At 70.8% G+C, this 18,797-nt stretch carries 13 protein-coding genes; 1 reads left to right on the top strand and 12 read right to left on the bottom strand.

Translation table 11 applies throughout. The features are described from left to right. Positions 1 to 32: 32 nt before the first annotated feature. Positions 33 to 2,570, bottom strand: coding sequence for an ABC transporter permease (locus tag H8838_RS15445; RefSeq protein WP_185994680.1), 2,538 nt, complete (start codon positions 2,568 to 2,570; stop codon positions 33 to 35). A 17-nt stretch (positions 2,571 to 2,587) separates the two neighbouring features. After that, positions 2,588 to 3,376: an ABC transporter ATP-binding protein gene (locus H8838_RS15450; RefSeq protein ID WP_181312609.1), complete on the bottom strand. Its 789-nt coding sequence runs from the start codon at positions 3,374 to 3,376 to the stop codon at positions 2,588 to 2,590. A 115-nt stretch (positions 3,377 to 3,491) separates the two neighbouring features. On the opposite strand from H8838_RS15450, the gene H8838_RS15455 reads away from it, so the two are divergent. Beyond that, complete coding sequence (locus tag H8838_RS15455; RefSeq protein ID WP_185994679.1) at positions 3,492 to 4,103, top strand: alpha-ketoglutarate-dependent dioxygenase AlkB; 612 nt, start codon at positions 3,492 to 3,494, stop codon at positions 4,101 to 4,103. Between the two features lie 17 nt (positions 4,104 to 4,120). Here the strand turns inward: H8838_RS15455 and narI are convergent, their stop codons facing one another. The 10 genes from narI to H8838_RS15505 all read right to left on the bottom strand — a co-directional run bounded on the left by narI (position 4,121) and on the right by H8838_RS15505 (position 18,691). Beyond that, the gene (narI, locus tag H8838_RS15460; protein WP_185994678.1) at positions 4,121 to 4,852 is read right to left on the bottom strand and encodes a respiratory nitrate reductase subunit gamma; all 732 of its coding nucleotides are present in this window, start codon (positions 4,850 to 4,852) and stop codon (positions 4,121 to 4,123) included. A gap of 2 nt (positions 4,853 to 4,854) precedes the next feature. Beyond that, positions 4,855 to 5,586, bottom strand: a complete 732-nt coding sequence (gene narJ / locus H8838_RS15465; protein WP_185994677.1) for a nitrate reductase molybdenum cofactor assembly chaperone — start codon at positions 5,584 to 5,586, stop codon at positions 4,855 to 4,857. Then, positions 5,586 to 7,346 (bottom strand): nitrate reductase subunit beta, encoded by a 1,761-nt coding sequence (narH, locus tag H8838_RS15470; RefSeq protein ID WP_185994676.1) that lies wholly within the window; start codon positions 7,344 to 7,346, stop codon positions 5,586 to 5,588. Before narH ends, narJ begins: the two co-directional genes overlap by 1 nt. Further along, positions 7,346 to 11,056, bottom strand: a complete 3,711-nt coding sequence (locus H8838_RS15475; protein ID WP_185994675.1) for a nitrate reductase subunit alpha — start codon at positions 11,054 to 11,056, stop codon at positions 7,346 to 7,348. Before H8838_RS15475 ends, narH begins: the two co-directional genes overlap by 1 nt. Beyond that, a complete protein-coding gene (locus H8838_RS15480; RefSeq protein WP_224766171.1) occupies positions 11,053 to 12,300 on the bottom strand; it encodes a nitrate/nitrite transporter in 1,248 nt (415 codons plus the stop codon). The genes H8838_RS15475 and H8838_RS15480 overlap by 4 nt, the downstream gene beginning before the upstream one ends. 91 nt (positions 12,301 to 12,391) lie before the next feature. Beyond that, a complete protein-coding gene (locus H8838_RS15485) occupies positions 12,392 to 13,405 on the bottom strand; it encodes an alpha/beta hydrolase family protein (RefSeq protein ID WP_224766172.1) in 1,014 nt (337 codons plus the stop codon). Positions 13,406 to 13,431: 26 nt separating this feature from the next. Further along, entirely contained in the window at positions 13,432 to 14,667 is a 1,236-nt protein-coding gene (locus H8838_RS15490) for an NAD(P)/FAD-dependent oxidoreductase (protein WP_185994674.1), read from the bottom strand. 147 nt (positions 14,668 to 14,814) lie between these two features. Next, complete coding sequence (gene groL / locus H8838_RS15495) at positions 14,815 to 16,446, bottom strand: chaperonin GroEL (protein ID WP_185994673.1); 1,632 nt, start codon at positions 16,444 to 16,446, stop codon at positions 14,815 to 14,817. 233 nt (positions 16,447 to 16,679) lie between these two features. Next, complete coding sequence (locus H8838_RS15500) at positions 16,680 to 18,272, bottom strand: pilus assembly protein TadG-related protein (RefSeq protein ID WP_191465637.1); 1,593 nt, start codon at positions 18,270 to 18,272, stop codon at positions 16,680 to 16,682. After that, positions 18,269 to 18,691, bottom strand: coding sequence for a TadE/TadG family type IV pilus assembly protein (locus H8838_RS15505; RefSeq protein ID WP_185994671.1), 423 nt, complete (start codon positions 18,689 to 18,691; stop codon positions 18,269 to 18,271). The genes H8838_RS15500 and H8838_RS15505 overlap by 4 nt, the downstream gene beginning before the upstream one ends. Positions 18,692 to 18,797 lie beyond the last annotated feature (106 nt).

Here is an 18,797-nt window from a genome sequence, read left to right on the forward strand (position 1 = left end):
CCCCCCGCCCGCGTCCGGCGAATGAGGGAAGCTCAGTCGGTCGCGATCGCCTTGAGCACGTCGAGCCGGGCGGCCCGCCGGGCCGGCAGGACAGCGGCCAGGACACCCACCACCACGGCCACCACCAGGAAGACCCCGAGCTGGTCCCACGGCACCGAGACGACGTCGAGCCCCTGGTCCGCCAGCGCGCGGATGAGGGAGATGCCGAAGCCCACGCCGAGCACCACGCCGAGGGTCGCGCCCAGGCTGGCGATCACCACCGACTCCAGGGTGATCATCCGGCGCAGCGCCGGCCGGCCCAGTCCGATCGCCCGCAGCAGGCCGACCTCGCGGGTCCGTTCGATCACCGAGAGGGCGAGGGTGTTGACGATGCCCAGCACCGCGATCAGCAGGGCCAGGCCGAGCAGGGCGAAGATCATCAGGACCAGCTGGTCGATCGGGGCCCGCTGCTCCTCGGCGAAGGCATCCTGGTCCTTGACCGTGACGGTGACCAGGTCGGCGACCACGTCCTCGACCTGGGCCCGCACGATCGCGTTGTTGTACTTCACGTCGAGCACCAGCACGCTGTCCTGGTCCGGGTAGCCGGCCGCGACGAGCGTCTGCTTGCTGGTCACCAGCGAGGCGCCGAGGACCGGGTTGTCCTCGAAGACCCCGACCACGTCCAGCTTCTTCGGCGTCCCGTTCATGGTGACCCGGACGGAGTCCCCGACCCTGACCCCCTCGTCCTCGGCGTAGCTGGTGTCGACCAGCACCTTGCCGCGGCCAAGCCGGTCCAGAGACCCCTCGACCACCTCCATCCCGAGCAGGCCGGAGAGGGCGCCCGCGCTGGCCGCGGCGATCCCGCGCGGCCGGTCCCCGACCTCGGCGAAGACGACGCGCTGGGCCACCACGTCGCGCACTCCCTTGACCTTCTTCATCTGCCGCGCGATCGAGGGGGAGAACGGCTGGCCGAGGGTGTTGCTGACGATCAGGTCGCCGCGGAAGTTGCGCTCGATGCTGCGGTCCACGCTGGCCTTGGCGGAGTCCCCGAGGATGGCCATGGTCCCGGCCAGCGCGAGGCCGATCATCAGCGCCGAGGCGGTCGCGGTGGTGCGCCGCGGGTTGCGCAGCGAGTTCTGGCCGGCCAGGTTGCCGACGGTGCCGAAGAGCGCGGCCAGGACCACCCGCGCCCCGGCGAGGAACGGCTGGCTGATCACCGGGCTGGCCGCGACCACGCCGAAGAGGATCATCAGCACGCCGGCACCGACGTACCACCCGCCGTTGTCGACGTCCTCGGCGAACAGCCCCAGCGCCAGCGTGGTGCCGCCGACGACCAGCAGGGCCATCCCGGCCCCGAAGCGCTGGCGCAGGGACCCCTCGGGCATCGCCACGTCGTCGCGCAGCGCCTGCACCGGGGCGATCCGGGACGTGCGCCGGGCAGGCAGCCAGGCGGCGCCCATGGTGACCAGGACGCCGACCAGGTAGGCGACCACGAACGTCCGGGTCTGGAAGACCAGGGCCTGGCCCGAGAGGTCGAGCCCGACGGTGGAGAAGAGGCTGCGGATCGCCATCGCCATCAGCACCCCGAGCCCGATCCCGAGCGTGGCACCCAGCGCGCCCAGCACCGCGGCCTCGGCCAGGACCGAGCCGGTCACCTGCCGCTTCGAGGCCCCCAGGGCCCGGAAGAGGGCGAGCTCCCGGCTGCGCTGGGCCACCAGGATCGAGAAGGTGTTGACGATCAGGAACGCACCGACCACCAGGGCGATGCCGGCGAAGATCAGCAGGAAGGTGGTGAGGAACCCGACCGCCTGCAGCAGCGCGCTGGCGCTCTCGTCGGCCACGTCGTCCCCGGTCCGGGCCTCCAGCCGCCCGGGCAGCTCGGGCGCCACCCGCTCGCGCAGGTCGGCCTGGGAGACACCCGGCTCGGCGCTCACCCACACGTCGTTGAACTTGGGCCGGCCGTCGAGGAAGAGCCGTTGGGCGACCTTGGTCTCGAAGCCGACCCAGGAGGCCCCGTTGAGCGAGCCGCCGTCGGCGAAGTCGACGACGCCGACCAGGGTGGGCGTCAGCAGCGGGCGGTCCAGCGTGGTGATCAGCTGCACCTCGTCGCCCACCGAGTAGCCGGAGCGGCCCAGCGCGCCGGCGTCCATCAGGATCTCCCCCGGTCCCTCGGGCTCCCTGCCGGAGACGATCTCCATCCCGGTCAGGCCGTGCCCGGCGGGCGCGCCGGTCCAGTTCCCGGCGAGCCCGGGGGCCCCGAGGCCGCCGAGGGCCTTGCCGTCGGCGCCGATGATCATCACCGAGGAGCTGGTCACGTTGCCGTCGACCCGGGCGACGCCGTCGACCTTCTCCAGCTTGCGCACCAGGCTGGCCGGGATCGTCCGGGTGGTGCCGGTGAGCCCGTCGGCTCCCTCGGGGCGGACCACGACGTCGCCCACGGTGGAGGCGAAGAGCGCGGTGAAGCTGCGGTTGAGGGTGTCGGTGAAGATCAGCGTGCCGGCCACGAAGGCGACCCCGAGCACGATCGCGAACGTGCTCATCAGCAGGCGCACCTTGCGCCCGAGCAGGCTCTTGATCGCGGCGCGCAGCATCCCGGGAACCGCTCGGGTCAGTGGCTGCCGGCGCCCGGCGCCGTCATCCGGGTCATCACCGCGAGCACCTGCTCGCGGTCGGGCTCGTGCAGCTCGCTGACGATCCGGCCGTCGGCCAGGAAGACCACCCGGTCGGTGTACGCAGCGGCGACCGCGTCGTGGGTCACCATCACCACGGTCTGGCCGTGGTCGTCGACGCTGCGCCGCAGCAGCTCGAGCACCTCGGCCCCGGAGTGCGAGTCGAGGTTGCCGGTCGGCTCGTCGGCGAAGACGATCCGCGGCCGGCTCACCAGGGCCCGCGCCACGGCCACCCGCTGCTGCTGGCCCCCGGAGAGCTCGTTGGGCTTGTGCCGCAGCCGGGTGCGGAGCCCGACGGTGTCGATGACCACGTCGAACCACTTGCGGTCCGGCTTGCGGCCGGCGATCGAGAGCGGCAGCAGGATGTTCTCCTCCGCGGTCAGGGTGGGCACGAGGTTGAAGGACTGGAAGACGAAGCCGATCTCGTCGCGGCGCAGCGCGGTCAGCTCGCCGTCGTCGAGCCCGCTGAGCTCACGGTCCCCCACCCACACCTCCCCCGAGGTGCCGGTGTCCAAGGCAGCGCAGCAGTGCATCAAGGTCGACTTGCCGGACCCGCTGGGGCCCATCACCGCGGTGAACTGCTCCTCCCACAGGTCCAGGCTCACCCCGGCCAGCGCCTGCACCCGGGCCTGCCCGGAGCCGTAGCTCTTGGTCAGGTCCTTGACCCGCGCAGCCGCCTTGCCCCGCCTGGGCAGGCGGGTCACGGAGGCCCCGGGGAGTGCGGTCATGGCCCTACCCTCCCGCGTCGGTCAAGCCGCGCGCCACCGGGATGGCCGAATCGTGAGCGGCGCACGGGACGCGCACGGCCTTGTGGGTCGAACGCCTGTTCGATAGCCTCGGAGGATGGAGTTCCAGTCCACCCTCTTCGCACCCGCCGAACCGGGGCCGGAGGCCCTGCACCCGACCCGCCGTCAGCTCACCGCCGGCGCCTGGATCGACGTCCAGCGCGAGTGGCTCGGGGGCGCCGACGAGGTCTTCGCCACCATGGTCGCCGAGGTGCCCTGGCGCGCGGAGCGCCGGGAGATGTACGACGCGGTGGTCGACGTGCCGCGGCTGCTGCACCACTACGGGGCCGGCGCACCCCTCCCGCACCCCGCCCTGGTCCAGGCCCGCGAGGCGCTCACCGCCCACTACCGGCCCGAGCTCGGCGAGTCGTTCACCACCGCCGGGTGCTGCTTCTACCGCGACGGGCGCGACTCGGTCGCCTGGCACGGCGACCGGATCGGCCGGGGGCGCAGCCAGGACACGATGGTCGCGATCGTCTCCCTCGGCGACCCGCGCCGGCTGATGCTCCGGCCGCGCGGCGGCGGCGAGTCGATCGCGGTGACCATGGGTCACGGCGACCTCGTGGTGATGGGTGGCTCCTGCCAGCGCACCTGGGAGCACGCCGTGCCCAAGCAGGCGCACGCGGGACCAAGGATCTCGGTGCAGTTCCGCCCGCGCGGCGTGCTGTAGCCCGCAGGCGGCAGCCCTCAGCGACCGACCGGCTCGTCCCAGCCGCGACGCGGCCGGTGCGCCGAGCCGACGTCGTCGCGCGAGCGGTAGACGATGTAGGGCCGGGTCAGGTAGCCCACGGGCGCGGAGAACACGTGCACCAGCCTGGTGAACGGCCAGAGCGCGAAGAGCCCGAAGGCCACCAGCGCGTGCGCCTGGAAGCCGAACGGCGCCTCGGCCATCAGCGACGCGTCCGGGTCGAAGGCCAGGAACGAGCGGTACCAGACCGAGACGCCGTCCCGGTAGTTGTACTCCCCGCCCAGGGTGAAGATCGACCCCGCGACGGTGTTCCACATCCCCAGCACGATCACCAGCGCGAGGAAGGCGTACATCACCTTGTCCATCCGCGTCGTGGCGCGGAAGACCGGCCCCACGGTGCGCCGGCGGTAGATCAGGATGACCAGCCCCACGACGGTCGCGACGCCGGCCAGCAGGCCGCCACCCACCGCGATGTAGTGGTAGGCGTGGTCCCCGATCCCCACGGCCTCGGTCCACGAGCGCGGGACCAGCAGGCCGATGATGTGTCCGCCCACCACCCCCAGCATCCCGAAGTGGAAGAGCGGGGACCCGAGCCGGAGCAGCCGGTCCTCGTAGAGCTGGGAGGACCGGGTGGTCCAGCCGAACTTGTCGTACCGGTACCGCCAGAAGTGGCCCACCACGAAGGTGGCCAGGCACAGGTACGGGACGACGACCCACAGGAACTGGTCCATGGTCAGGCTCCTCTCCCACCGGCCGGGGCGGGGAACCCCGGGAGCCCGAGGTCGACCGTGCCCGACGGTCGCGGGTCGGTCAGCGCCGCGTCGAACCCCGGCGTCCCGTACGGCGTCATCCCGACCTCCTCCTCGGGCGGGCCCTCCTCGGCCAGCCGTCGCACCAGCTCCATCCCCTCCCCGTCGAGCGCGGGCAGCGTGGCGCAGACGGGGACGACCACGTCGGCCCACGGCGAGCCCAGCTCGGTGAGCGAGAGCCGCAGCAGCTCGAGGCCTGCCCGGTGGTCCAGGAGCAGCTGCCGACCGGCGACCGGGTCGGCCGTGGCGGCGAACTCGAGCACCACCGCCAGGTGGTCGGGCAGCTCCTGGTCGCCGAGCTCCAGCCCGGCGGCCTGGTAGGTCTGCTTGAACCGGAGCAGGGCCATCCCGCGCTTGCGGGTGTCGCCGTGCAGGAAGTAGGTGAGGAAGAGGGCGCACCGGCGGCGGGTGTCGAAGGTCTCGACGTACTCCTCCTGGAGCCGGTTGAGCGGAGCCGTACGCCGGTGCGCCAGGAACCGGCTGAAGGGCTCGGCCAGCTCCCGCGGCAGCCCCGGGAGGACGGCGTCCACCACGTCCAGCTGCTGCCCGTCGTCCGGGTAGTCGATCAGCAGCGAGGCGAGCTGCCACGTCGCGCACGCCGTCGCCTCGTCGACACCGGCCGGCGGGCGGTTCCGGCTCCGTAGCAGCGGCGCCATCAGGCTCCCCGCCCCCGCCCGGAGTCCTCGCCCGGCCGGTCCCCCGGCGGATGGCTGCCCTGCCCGCCGGTGCCGCCCGTCAGCCCCGCGTCCGGCCGGTCCGGCGAGGCGTCCGGCTTGGGCGGGAAGAGCCCGCTCGGCGTGCCCTTGCCGTCCCAGTTGAGCAGGTTCACCCGCTGCCCCTTGTCGTCCGGGGAGGCCACGGTGTCCGAGCTCTGCCGGTCCCGGAGCATCTGGAAGTTCTCCACCGCCACCGGCACGGGGCGGCCAGACCCCTCGCCGAACGGGCCCGACTCGTGCATGCCCGGGCCGCCCTCGTAGTCGAGCGAGCACTCGGTCGCCAGCTCCTCCAGGGCGTGCGCCTGCTCGACGTGCGCGGTGGGGATGACGTAGCGCTCCTCGTACTTGGCGATGGCCAGCAGCCGGAACATCTCGTACATCGTCTCCCCGTCCATCCCGACCGCCGCGGGGATCGACTCGTCGGGGTCGCGGCCGAGGTTGATGTCGCGCATGTAGGAGCGCATCGCCGCCAGCTTGCGCAGCACCGCCTCGACGGAGCCGACGTCACCCGCGGTGAACAGGTTGGCCAGGTACTCCACGGGGATCCGCAGCGCCTCGATCGCCGCGAACAGGTTGCCCCGGTCCTCGGCGTCGAAGCCGGTGTCCTTGACCACGTCGACCACCGGGGAGAGCGGCGGGATGTACCAGACCATCGGCATTGTCCGGTACTCCGGGTGCAAGGGGAGGGCGACCTGGTAGCGGTTGATCAGGGCCCACACCGGGGACCGTCGAGCCGCGTCGACCCAGTCGGCGGGGATCCCGGCCTCCTCCGCCGCTTGCCGCACCTGCGGGTCGTCCGGGTCCAGGAAGCAGCCGCGCTGGGCGGCGTACAGGTCCTGGTCATCGGTGACCGAGGCGGCCTCCAGCACCTTGTCGGCGTCGTAGAGCACGAGCCCGAGGTAGCGCAGCCGGCCCACGCAGGTCTCCGAGCAGACCGTCGGCAGGCCCACCTCCACGCGCGGGTAGCAGAACGTGCACTTCTCGGCCTTGCCGGTGCGGTGGTTGAAGTAGACCTTCTTGTAGGGGCACCCCGACACGCACATCCGCCACCCGCGGCACCGGTCCTGGTCGACCAGGACGATGCCGTCCTCGGAGCGCTTGTAGATCGCCCCGCTGGGGCAGGACGCCGCGCACGAGGGGTTGAGGCAGTGCTCGCAGATCCGCGGCAGGTAGAACATGAAGGTCTCCTCGAACTCCAGCCGCACCTTGTCCTCGATGCCCTTGAGCATCAGGTCGCGGCTGGCGTGCTCGCGGGAGCCCCCCAGGTTGTCGTCCCAGTTGGCCGACCACCGGATGCTCATCGTCTTGCCGCTCAGCAGCGACTTGGGACGGGCCACCGGGAACGTGTCGGTGGCCGGCGAGCTGGTGAGCGTCTCGTAGTCGTAGGTCCAGGGCTCGTAGTAGTCCTGGATCGAGGGCATCTTCGGGTTGGAGAAGATGGTGGCGAGCTTGCGGAGCCGCCCCCCGGACCGCAGCGCGAGGCGTCCGCGCCGGTTGAGCCTCCAGCCGCCCTGCCACTCCTCCTGGTCCTCGTAGCGGCGCGGGTAGCCGAGGCCGGGGCGGGTCTCGACGTTGTTGAACCAGACGTACTCGGTGCCTGCCCGGTTGGTCCACGCCTGCTTGCAGGTGACCGAGCAGGTGTGGCACCCGATGCACTTGTCGAGGTTCATCACCATCGCCATCTGGGCCATGACCTTCATCAGTACTCCACCCTCGTCGTCCGCTTGCGGATGGTCGTGACCTCGTCGCGGTTGTTGCCCGTGGGCCCGATGTAGTTGAAGGCGTAGGCCAGCTGCGCGTAGCCGCCGACCAGGTGGCTGGGCTTCATCAGGATCCGGGTGAGGCTGTTGTGCATCCCACCGCGCTTGCGGTCCCGCTCGGTCAGCGGGACGTCGATCAGCCGGTCCTGGGCGTGGTGCATGTAGACCGTGCCCTCGGGCATCCGGTGGCTGACGATCGCCCGGGCCGCCACCACGCCGTTGCGGTTGGTCGCCTCGATCCAGTCGTTGTCGCGCACACCGATCTTGGCGGCGTCCCGGTCCGAGAGCCAGATCGCCTGGCCGCCCCGGGAGAGGGAGAGCATGAACAGGTTGTCCTGGTACTCCGAGTGGATGGACCACTTGTTGTGCGGGGTCAGGTAGCGCACCGAGACCCCCAGCTCCCCCTCGGCGCCGATCCGGGGCTCCCCGAAGAGGCCGGTCATGTCGAGAGGTGGCCGGTAGACCGGCAGCGCCTCCCCCATCGCCAGGAACCAGTCGTGGTCGACGTAGAACTGCTGGCGCCCGGTCAGGGTGTGGAACGGCTTGCCGCGCTCGATGTTGGTCGTGAACGGGCTGTAGCGCCGCCCGCCGCTCTCCGACCCGGACCACTCCGGCGAGGTGATCACCGACACCGGTTGGGCCTGGGTGTCGGCGAAGGTGACCTGCTTGCCCTCGTGCTCGGCCGCGAGGTCGGCCAGCGGCTTCCCGGTGCGCTGCTCCAGGAACCGGAACCCGCGGGTGGCCAGGTGCCCGTTCGTGGTGCCGGACAGGTGCAGGATGGCGTCGGCCATCTGGACGTCGGTCTCCAGCCGGGGCTGGCCGGCCCCGGCCCCGGTCCGGACCACTCCGTTGCGCCGGCGGAGGATCTCGACCTCCCGCTCCGCCTCGTAGGCCACTCCCTTGGTGGCCATCCCCTTGCTCTCCAGCAGCGGGCCCAGAGAGGTCATCTTCTCGAAGGTGGCCGGGTAGTCGCGCTCGGTGACAGCGAGCACCGGCATGGTCCGTCCCGGGACGGGTTCGGTCTCTCCGGTCCGCCAGTCCCGCACCACCCCGTGCACGGTGGACAACGCTTCCGGGGTGTCGTGCCACAACGGCTTCGCCACGACGTCGGTGCGGGTGCCCAGGTGGTCCACGGCCAGCTCGGAGAACCGCGCGGCGATCGCCTTCCAGGCGTCCCAGTCCGTCCTGGTCTGCCAGGGCGGGGAGATGGCCGGGTTGAACGAGTGCACGAACGGGTGCATGTCGGTGGTGTTGAGGTCGTGCTTCTCGTACCAGGTGGCGGCGGGGAGGACGACGTCGGAGAGCATCGTCGAGCTGGTCATCCGGAAGTCGATGGTCATCAGCAGGTCGAGCTTGCCCTCGCGCGCCGTCTCGGGCCACACGACGTCGCGCGGGCGTTGCTCAGGCGACGCCTCCCGCGCGGTCGCGGCGCTGTCGGTGCCCAGCAGGTGCCGCAGCATGTACTCGTTGCCCTTGGCCGAGGAGCCGAGCAGGTTGGCCCGCCACAGGCTCAGGATCCGGGGATGGTTGGCCTCGTGCTCGGGGTCCTCGACCGCGAAGCGCATCCGGCCCTCGCGCAGCTCGCGCACGATGTAGTCGGCAGGCTCGAGCCCCGCCTGCGCCGCCTCGTCGGCCAGCACCAGGCTGCTGCGGTCGAACGTCGGGTAGCTGGGCGTCCAGCCGAGCCGCACCGACTGGGCGAGCAGGTCCATCAGCCCGCGGCCGGCGAACGCTCCGGTCCCGGCGTCGAGGTCGTCGGCGTCGAAGGTGTCGTACCGGTACTGCGAGCTGTTCACGTACCAGTAGGCGGTCTGGTTCATGTGACGCGGCGGGCGGTGCCAGTCCAGCGCGAAGGCCACGTGCTGGAACCCCGTGAGGGGGCGGACCTTCTCCTGGCCGACGTAGTGCGCCCAGCCGCCGCCGTTGCGTCCCTGGCAGCCGGTGATCGTGGTGAGCATCAGCATCGCCCGGTAGATCTGGTCCGCGTGGAACCAGTGGTTGACGCCGGCGCCCATGATGATCATCCCGCGGCCCCGGGTGTCGATCGCGTTCTGCGCCCACTCCCGGGCCAGCCGGGTGACCTGGGCGGCGGGCACCGAGGTGAGCTCCTCGGCCCACGCGGGGGTCGCCGGCACCGACGGGTCGTCGTACCCGGTGGGCCACTCGCCGGGCAGTCCGTCGCGGGCCACGCCGTACTGGGCCAGCAGCAGGTCGAAGACGGTGGTGACCAGCCGTTCGCCCACCCGGGCCACCGGGACGCCGCGGCGCTGGTAGGACGCCTTGCCGTCCGCGGAGTCGAAGCGCGCCAGCTCGACCTCGACGCTCTCCCGGCTGCCGTCGTACATGGTCAGGGCGGGGTCGATGTCGCCGAGGTCCAGGTTCCACTGGCCCTGGCCCTCGTCCCCGTAGCGATGTCCCACCGAGCCCCGCGGGATCCGCACCTCCCCGGTGCCCGCGTCGATCACCGCGGGCTTCCACATGGCGTGCTCCGACCCGCCCTCGGGGTGGTCGATGTCACCGGCGACCAGGTACTTGCCCGGCCGCCACATGCCCTCGACTCCGCCCGGCTCCAACGTGACCAGGAACGGCAGGTCGGTGTAGCGCTTGTCGTAGTCGGCGAAGAACGGGACCTGCTGGTCCACGAAGTACTCCTTGAGCAGCACGTGGCCCAGTGCCATGGCCAGGGCCCCGTCGGTGCCGGGTGCCGGGTTCACCCACTCGTCGGCGAACTTCACGTTGTCGGCGTAGTCCGGGGCGACGGCCACGACCTTCTGCCCCCGGTAGCGGGCCTCGACCATCCAGTGCGCGTCCGGGGTCCGGGTGACCGGGAGGTTGCTGCCCCACATGAACAGGTAGCCGGCGTCCCACCAGTCGCCGGACTCCGGGACGTCGGTCTGGTCGCCGAACATCTGGGGCGAGGCGTTGGGCAGGTCGGCGTACCAGTCGTAGAAGGAGAGCATCGGCGCGCCGATCAGCTCGAGGAACCGGGCGCCGGAGGCGTACGAGACGGGCGACATCGCCGGGATCGGCGAGAACCCCGCGATCCGGTCCGGCCCCCAGCGCTTGACCGTGTGGACGTGCGCGGCGGCGATGATCTCGGCCGCCTCCTCCCAGGTGGCGCGGACCAGTCCGCCCTTGCCGCGGGCGGACTTGTAGCGCCGGGCGCGCTCGGGGTCCTCGACGATCGAGGCCCACGCCAGCACCGGGTCCCCGGTCTCGGCCCTCGCGGCGCGGAACATCTCCAGCAGCACGCCCCGCACGTAGGGGTACCGGACGCGGGTCGGGCTGTAGGTGTACCAGGAGAACGCCGCGCCGCGCGGGCAGCCGCGGGGCTCGTACTCCGGACGGTCGGCGCCCGCGCTCGGGTAGTCGGTCTGCTGCGTCTCCCAGGTGATGATCCCGTCCTTGACGTAGACCTTCCACGAGCACGACCCGGTGCAGTTGACCCCGTGGGTGGAGCGCACCACCTTGTCGTGGCTCCAGCGGTCCCGGTAGAAGGCGTCGGCCCCGCGGCCGCCCTTCCGCTCCATCGAGCGCAGGTCCTCGCTGACCTCGGCCTTGGTGAAGAAGCGCCGGCTGGAGACCAGCGCCTCGGTCAGGGGACCGTCGAGCCCCGGTGCCTGTCGCGGTGCCTGTCGTTCGGTGGTCACGTCGTCTGCCTCTCGGTCGCCGGTGCGTCGGCGGAGCCCGCCGCGGTGCGGCGGACCACGGTCAGGGTCAGCGCGAGCGTCAGCGCCGCGGTCACGGCCAGGAGCCACAGGCCGATGGCGTAGGAGTCGGTGTGGCCGTAGACGTAGCCCATGATCAGCGGCGGCACGAACCCGCCCAGCCCGCCGGCCGCGCCGACCAGCCCGGTGACCCCGCCCACCCGCGCGGGCTCGGTGACCTGGGCGATCAGCGCGAAGGTGGCACCGCTCCCGGACCCCAGTGCCGCTGCCATCGCGAGGAAGACGATCGTGCCGACGCTCTCCAGGGGCGGGTTGCCGGCGGCGATGGCCGCGCAGACCATGACCACGGCGAACCCCCCGGCGAGCACCGGGATCGAGCCGAACCGGTCGCTGAGCCAGCCGCCCACGGGCCGCATCACCACCGCGACCACCACGAAGCCGGCCATCCGGTTGGAGGCGTCCGCCGCGGTGAGCCCGTGGGCGTTCTTCAGGTACGCCGGCAGGTAGACCGAGAAGGCGACGTACCCGCCGAACGAGACCGCGTAGAGGATGCAGGTCTGCCAGGTGACGGGAAGCTTGGAGTTGGCCACCAGCCGCGTCATCAGGCTCGTGGTCGGCACCGTCCGGCCCGGGGCGTCGCGCATCAGCAGCCAGGCGACGACGGCGTAGACGGCGAGCACCGCGGCGGTGATCAGGAACGGCGCCTTCTCCCCCAGCTCGTCGTAGAGCTGCACCGTGGTCAGCGCACTGATCGCCGTCCCGCCCATGCCCGCGCCGAAGATGCCCACCGCCAGACCTCGACGCTCGGGCGGGAACCAGGCGTTGACGAACGGCACGCCGACCGCGAACGCGGTGCCGGCGATCCCGAGGAAGAAGCCCCCGACCAGCAGCAGGACGTAGGAGTCCATGGCGACGTAGGCGATGAAGAGGATCGGGACGATGGTCACGGCGGAGACCAGCGGGAACATCACCCGGCCGCCGAAGCGGTCGGTCAGCGCGCCCACGACGATCCGGCCCAAGGAGCCGACGATCACCGGTACCGCCACCATCAGGGCCACGTCGGACTCCGTCAGGTCGCCCAGCGAGCCCGAGTCGCGGAACTTCGGGCCCAACGGGCTGAGCAGCGCCCACGCCCAGAAGTTGACCGCGAACCCGATCGTGGCCAGCGCCAGCATCAGCCAGGCCCGGCCGGACACCTCCGGATCCGTGGCGCTCCTGTCGGCCATGGGAAGCCCTCCCCCGACGTGATGGGCATCGGTGCCTCCAACGTCCCCTCCCGCCGGGAGGCAGGGAAGGGCCGTTGTACCCGGGCCCCGGTCACCTCCTCAGGTGCCGCCGGAGGAACGCCACGGTGGTCTCCATCGAGTCGGTCCACTGCGGCCCGAACGCATGCTGCTCCCCGTCGTACACCTCGAGGGTGCTGCGGACCCCGGCCCGCCGCATCAGCCGGTGGGTGGTCCGGGCCCACGGCAGCGGACAGGAGTCGTCGAGGGTGCCGTGGTGGGAGAGCACCGGGACGTCGATCCGGTCGAAGTAGCTGCGGGCCGAGAGGGCGTCGTAGAAGCCGGGTGCCTCCTGCGGCGTGCCGAACCGGTCGAAGAGCCGCTGCGCGGCCTCGGGCCGCTCGGGCACCGTCCACCGTCGCAGGTTGTCCAGGTAGTCCGAGCTGACCGAGGCGTAGAGCACCGCGGCGTCGACCAGGCCGGGTTGGGCGACCAGCGCGTTCATCGTCACCCCGCCCCCCATCGAGCGGCCCAGCATCGCCATCCGCTCGCCGTCGACCTTCGGCTCGGCGGCCAAGGCGTGCACGGCGTTGATCGCGTCGCGGGTGTAGCCCAGCCGGGTCTCCCGGTCCAGGTCGCCGGCGGGGTCGGAGGAGGCGTGGCCGCGGTAGTCGGTGTGCAGCACCGCGAAGCCCTGACGGGCCAGGTAGTCCTGCTCCCGGCTCAGCCCCTGGCCGGTGGCGTAGACCGACGGCTCGATGTAGCCGTGGTTGAGCACCACCCCGGGGAAGGGCCCCTTCCCCGTCGGGATCAGCAGCACCCCGGAGACCCGCAGGTCGCCACTGCGGTAGCGCACCTCGTACTCGGTGTACGCCGGGTCGTCGACCGAGACGCGTAGCCGTCTCGGCCGCTCGCTGGTGAGCTCGTCGTCCATCAGGGAGGGCAGGGACCACGGCGACCGAGGCTGCGGAGTCTCGTCCTCGGGAGCCTGCGTCGGCGACGGCGTCACCGACTCCGCCGCGTCCGGCGTGCGCGCGGCCTTCTCCGCCTCCTCAGTGCAGCTGGCCAGCACCAGCAGGCCGATCAGCAGGGGCAGGATCCGTCGCACCTCGCCCACGGTAGCCCGGGTCGGGATCAGCGCAGCGGGTCGAACGGCTGGAGCGGAGCGGGCAGCCGGCCGGTGACGATCCGCTCGGCCAGCAGCCTCCCCGTGGTCGGCCCCAGGGTGATCCCCCACATGCCGTGTCCGCCGGCGACGAAGACCCGGTCGGACCGGGTGGCCCCGACCAGCGGCAGCCCGTCGGGGGTGCAGGGCCGGGCGCCGACCCACTCGTCGCGCCGGGCGCCGAGCTCGGCGCCGCGCAGCAGCGGTCGGGCGGCGTCCACGATCGCCTCGATCCGCCGGGTGTCCAGGCCGGCGTCGGCGGGCCGGAACTCCATCATCCCGGCGATCCGCAGCCGGTCGCCGTCCGGCGTGCAGGCGACCCGCTGCGACGGGAAGTAGACCGGCCCGGCCGGGACCGGGTCGATCGGCACGGTGAAGGAGTAGCCGCGGCCCGCCTGCACGGGCAGCGTCACCCCGAACGGCCGGGCGAGCTGGTTGAGCCAGGCGCCCGAGGCGATCACCACGGCGTCGTAGGACTCGCCGGCCACCTGCACCTGGTCGCCGCGCTGCTTGAGGGCGTCGACCTGGACCCCGCTGACGATCCGGGCGCCCCGGCGTCGTACCTCCTCGGCGAGCGAGGCGACGTACGTGCTGGGCGTCAGGTAGCGCTGGCCGTCGAGCCGGATCGCGGCGCCGATGGCCGGGGAGAGCGCGGGCTCCAGGCTCCGCGCCTCGTCGCCGCTGAGGACCTCGTAGTCCAGCTCCTGCCCGCTGGCGCGGATGTGCTCGATCTCCTCGAGCAGCACGGCCCGCTCGGCCGGCGTCCGGTACGCCGCCAGGAACGGCTTGGCCTCGGGCGTGGGCGCCGCCACCCCGCCGTCGCGGAGCCGGTCGAAGCCGTCGAGCGCCAGGGAGTTGATGGGCACCAGCGCACGCATCGCCTCCCGCCAGCGCTCCATCGTGGAGTTGCGGGCGAAGCGGACCAGGAAGGAGAGCAGCCGGCGGTCGGTGGTGATCGGCACGTAGACCGGCGACTTGGGGCTGACCACCGCCCGGATGCCGTACTTGAGCACGGCCGGCTCCGGCAGCGGCGTCGCCAGCCCCGGCGTCAGCCAGCCGGCGTTCCCCCACGAGGAGCCCGCGGCCACGCCGGTGCGGTCGAGCACCGTGACCCGGACGCCCTGCTCCTGGAGGAACCAGGCGGTCGCGAGACCGACCATCCCAGCTCCGACAATCGCGACGTGGTCCGGCCTCTGCGCTCCCATGGAGGCAGCATGCCCCGGATCTGTGACACACGCCACCCATCAGGCGCATCAAGTGTCACAAGCGCGCCGGACATGGTCGCCCCGACATGGGAGCAGGGCCCCCGCCGAAGCGAGGGCCCTGCCGATGGTGCGTGTCTGATCCGAGGATCAGAAGTCCATGCCACCCATGCCACCGGTCGGGTCGCCGCCCATGGGCGCCGCCTTCTCCGGCTTGTCGGCCACGACGGCCTCGGTGGTCAGGAACAGCGCCGCGATGGAGGCGGCGTTCTGCAGGGCGGAGCGCGTGACCTTCGCCGGGTCGATGATGCCCTCGGCGATCATGTCGACGTACTCGCCGGTGGCCGCGTTGAGGCCGTGGCCCGACTCCAGGTTGCGCACCTTCTCCGCGATGACGCCACCCTCGAGACCGGCGTTGATCGCGATCTGCTTGAGCGGGGCCTCGGTCGCCTTGCGGACGATCTCGGCACCGGTCGCCTCGTCGCCCGAGAGGTCCAGCTTCTCGAAGACGTTCTTGGCGGCCTGCACCAGGGCAACGCCACCACCGGCGACGATGCCCTCCTCGACGGCAGCCTTCGCGTTGCGAACGGCGTCCTCGATGCGGTGCTTGCGCTCCTTGAGCTCGACCTCGGTGGCCGCGCCGACCTTGATCACCGCAACGCCGCCGGCCAGCTTGGCCAGGCGCTCCTGCAGCTTCTCGCGGTCGTAGTCGGAGTCCGACTTCTCGATCTCGGCGCGGATCTGGTTGACCCGGCCCTCGATCTGGCCACTGTCGCCCGAGCCCTCGACGATGGTGGTCTCGTCCTTGGTGATGACGACCTTGCGGGCCTGGCCGAGCAGCTCGATGCCCGCGGTGTCCAGCTTGAGGCCGACCTCCTCGGAGATGACCTGGCCGCCGGTCAGGATCGCGATGTCCTGCAGCATGGCCTTGCGGCGGTCGCCGAAGCCCGGAGCCTTGACGGCGACGGACTTGAAGGTGCCCTTGATCTTGTTCACGACCAGGGTCGACAGCGCCTCGCCGTCGACGTCCTCGGCGATGATGACCAGCGGCTTGCCGGACTGCATGACCTTCTCCAGCAGCGGGAGCAGGTCCTTGACCGACGAGATCTTGGAGTTCGCGATGAGGATGTAGGGGTCCTCGAGGACCGTCTCCATGCGCTCGGGGTCGGTGACGAAGTAGGCCGAGATGTAGCCCTTGTCGAACCGCATGCCCTCGGTCAGCTCGAGGTCGATGCCGAAGGTGTTCGACTCCTCGACGGTGATGACGCCTTCCTTGCCGACCTTGTCCATCGCCTCGGCGATGGCGTCGCCGACCGTGGTGTCGCCACCGGCGGAGATGGTCGCGGTGGACGCGATCTGCTCCTTGGTCTCGACGTCCTTGGCCATGCTCAGGAGCTCGGTGGAGACAGCCTCGACGGCCGCCTCGATGCCGCGCTTGAGACCCATCGGGTTCGCGCCCGCAGCCACGTTGCGCAGGCCCTCGCGGACCATCGCCTGGGCGAGCACGGTCGCCGTCGTCGTACCGTCACCGGCGACGTCGTCGGTCTTCTTGGCAACTTCCTTGACGAGCTCGGCACCGATCTTCTCGTACGGGTCCTCGAGCTCGATCTCCTTGGCGATCGACACACCATCGTTCGTGATGGTGGGCGCGCCCCACTTCTTCTCGAGGACGACGTTGCGACCCTTGGGGCCCAGCGTCACCTTGACCGCGTCGGCGAGCGTGTTCATGCCACGCTCGAGACCACGACGGGCCTCCTCGTTGAAAGCAATCAGCTTCGGCATAACTCCTGTGATTCCTTTTCGGGAGTTTGGGGGTGCGGCCCTGATGGGTTGCCCGCGACGGACGATCCGGCTGCCCGGCGAACCCTTCCCGCCGGCGCTTCGGACCTCAACGTCACCAGTCCGCTTCTGTCACTCTCATGCTGAGAGTGCCAACTCCATGTTTAGCACTCGGGTGGTGGGAGTGCAAACGCCCCGACCGCGCTCGAGCGGTCGGGGCGTTGCGGGTCGCGGAGCTAACGCGGCAACCGGATCAGCTTGACGCCACCCGAGAGCGATCCCAGTGCGGTCTGGAAGATCGGGCCGAGCTCGGACCCGTTGGAGGCGCAGAAGTAGAAGTCGCCGTCGCCGTTCTCGTCGGTCTTCTCCTTCGTGGTGCTGCAGTCGCTCTCCGCCTTGGACGCCTCGCCCGTGCCTGGGTGTGGCGACGCAGCGGCAGCCAGCGCGTTACGGACCTTCGGCGTGCTCTTGCTGTTGCCGCAGTTGGCCGTGTTGGCAGACCCGAAGCCGACCGTGATGATGATGACTCCCTCGTCCTTGGTCTGCGTGGCGATGTCGTTGAAGTTCTTGCAGGCCTGACTCACCTGGCTGGATTCTTCTCCCCCGACCCCCATGTCGCCGGGGGTGTTCAGGCTGAGTCCGGTGCTGTGCTCGTCGAGCACCTCCTGAGGCATGCCGTCGGTCTCGAAGATGATCGCCTTGCGAACAGTCCCAGGACGGTCGGCAGGCAGGGATCCCAGGTTGTTGATGTCCCACCCGAGGAGGTAGCGCGCCGCGCCCTTGAGCGCGCTCGCCGGGTGCGTCTTGTACGAGCCTGAGGACGCCTCGTTCCGGATGCACCCGACCCCGGCGACGAGCTCACTGCTGTAGTTGAGCGTCGGGGTGGTCGCGCCGGTCAGGTAGTTGTTGCTGAACGGGACCGCGACCCAACTGCCCCCCTTCACCTGGACCTGGAGGTCGGCGGCCACCCGGTTGTTGTAGGCGGTGGTGGTCTCCCCGCTCTTCTTCGATGGCTTCGAGTAGTCCTGCGGATCCGTCCGGCAGGTGGCGCTGGTCCCCTTGGACTTGTGCAGCGCCCCGAGGGCGACGTAGTGCATCAGCGGGTTCATCGTCTTCAAGGCGCCCTCGATCCCGGTGACCATGGCCTTGCGGTTGGTCTCGCTCATCGAGCCAGTGCGGTCCGCCATGATCACCACGTCCATCGGGTTGGGTGTGGAGGTGCCGCAGGAGCCGGCGCACGCCGTGGAGACCACGACCCCCGTGTTGCCCTCGTCGAAGCCGATCACGGGGGCGAAGCCGTACTTCACGGTCTTGCTGTCCCACACCGAGATCGTGTTGCACGAACCGACGACTGGATCGCACGGGATCGCGCAGATGGCCTCGTTGCAGGTGAACCCGTCCTTGGTGGGGGTCTTCCGGGGGTAGTTGGTGGTGTTGTAGGGAGTCTTTGCGCCCGGCTTGCACGTGGCGGGGATCTGCGTCCAGTCCGGAGCGAGCGGGTTCACCTTGGTGTTGGAGGCCACCACGCAGTAGAGCTTGCCCTCCGGGCTCGAGTCGGGATCCGCAGCCTTGGCAGTCGCCACCGCGGCGGCGAGGGCGGCGGACCCGCTGGTCGTGAGACTGAACGACGCCTCGTGGGCAGCCATGTCGATGGTGTCGTGCAGACGCTGCTTGGCGGCGACCTGACTGGCGATGTCCACGCCGATGGCCGCTGCAGCGAAGAGCACCACGACGACCACCGCCATGATGATCGCGACGGCGCCACGATCGTCGCCCCGACGGCTACCTTCGGACATTCGAGACAGCCTCACAAAACGGTTCATGGTCATTCGATCCTCATCTGCGCGGTGCGATCGAGACTGATGGAGTCGCCGAAGAAGATGCTGACCGGCGTGATCATCTTGTGGTTGTACTTGACGGTCACGACCGCCCAACCGTTGGAGACCGCATCGGCGTCGTAGTTGCTGCCGCACGCCGCCTTGGTCGGCTTGATGCACGTCACCTGGACCACCGCCCCCGCGACCCCGTCGAGACTCTGCTGGGCAACGGCGATGATGTCGGCCTTGCCCCCCCCGAGGCTGGCCTCGCGCGCAGCGTCTCGCGTGGCGTTGTTGATGACGGAGTGCCGGTTGATCGCGTAACCGAAGTCCACGATGCCGAAGACCAGCATGAACAGGATCGGCATGATCAGCGCGAACTCGACGGCGGCCGCCCCCCGCTCCCCGCGGCGCCTACGACGTATCGACATGGGTCTCCTCAAGCAGTCGCGCCGGCCGCGGCCCGGTGGAGGTACCACCGGGTAGGGCACAGCGGCACGACTGTACGAACGCGCTCAGAGCCCGGACACAGATTCA

This window comes from Nocardioides campestrisoli (assembly GCF_013624435.2).
GTDB lineage: Bacteria > Actinomycetota > Actinomycetes > Propionibacteriales > Nocardioidaceae > Nocardioides > Nocardioides campestrisoli.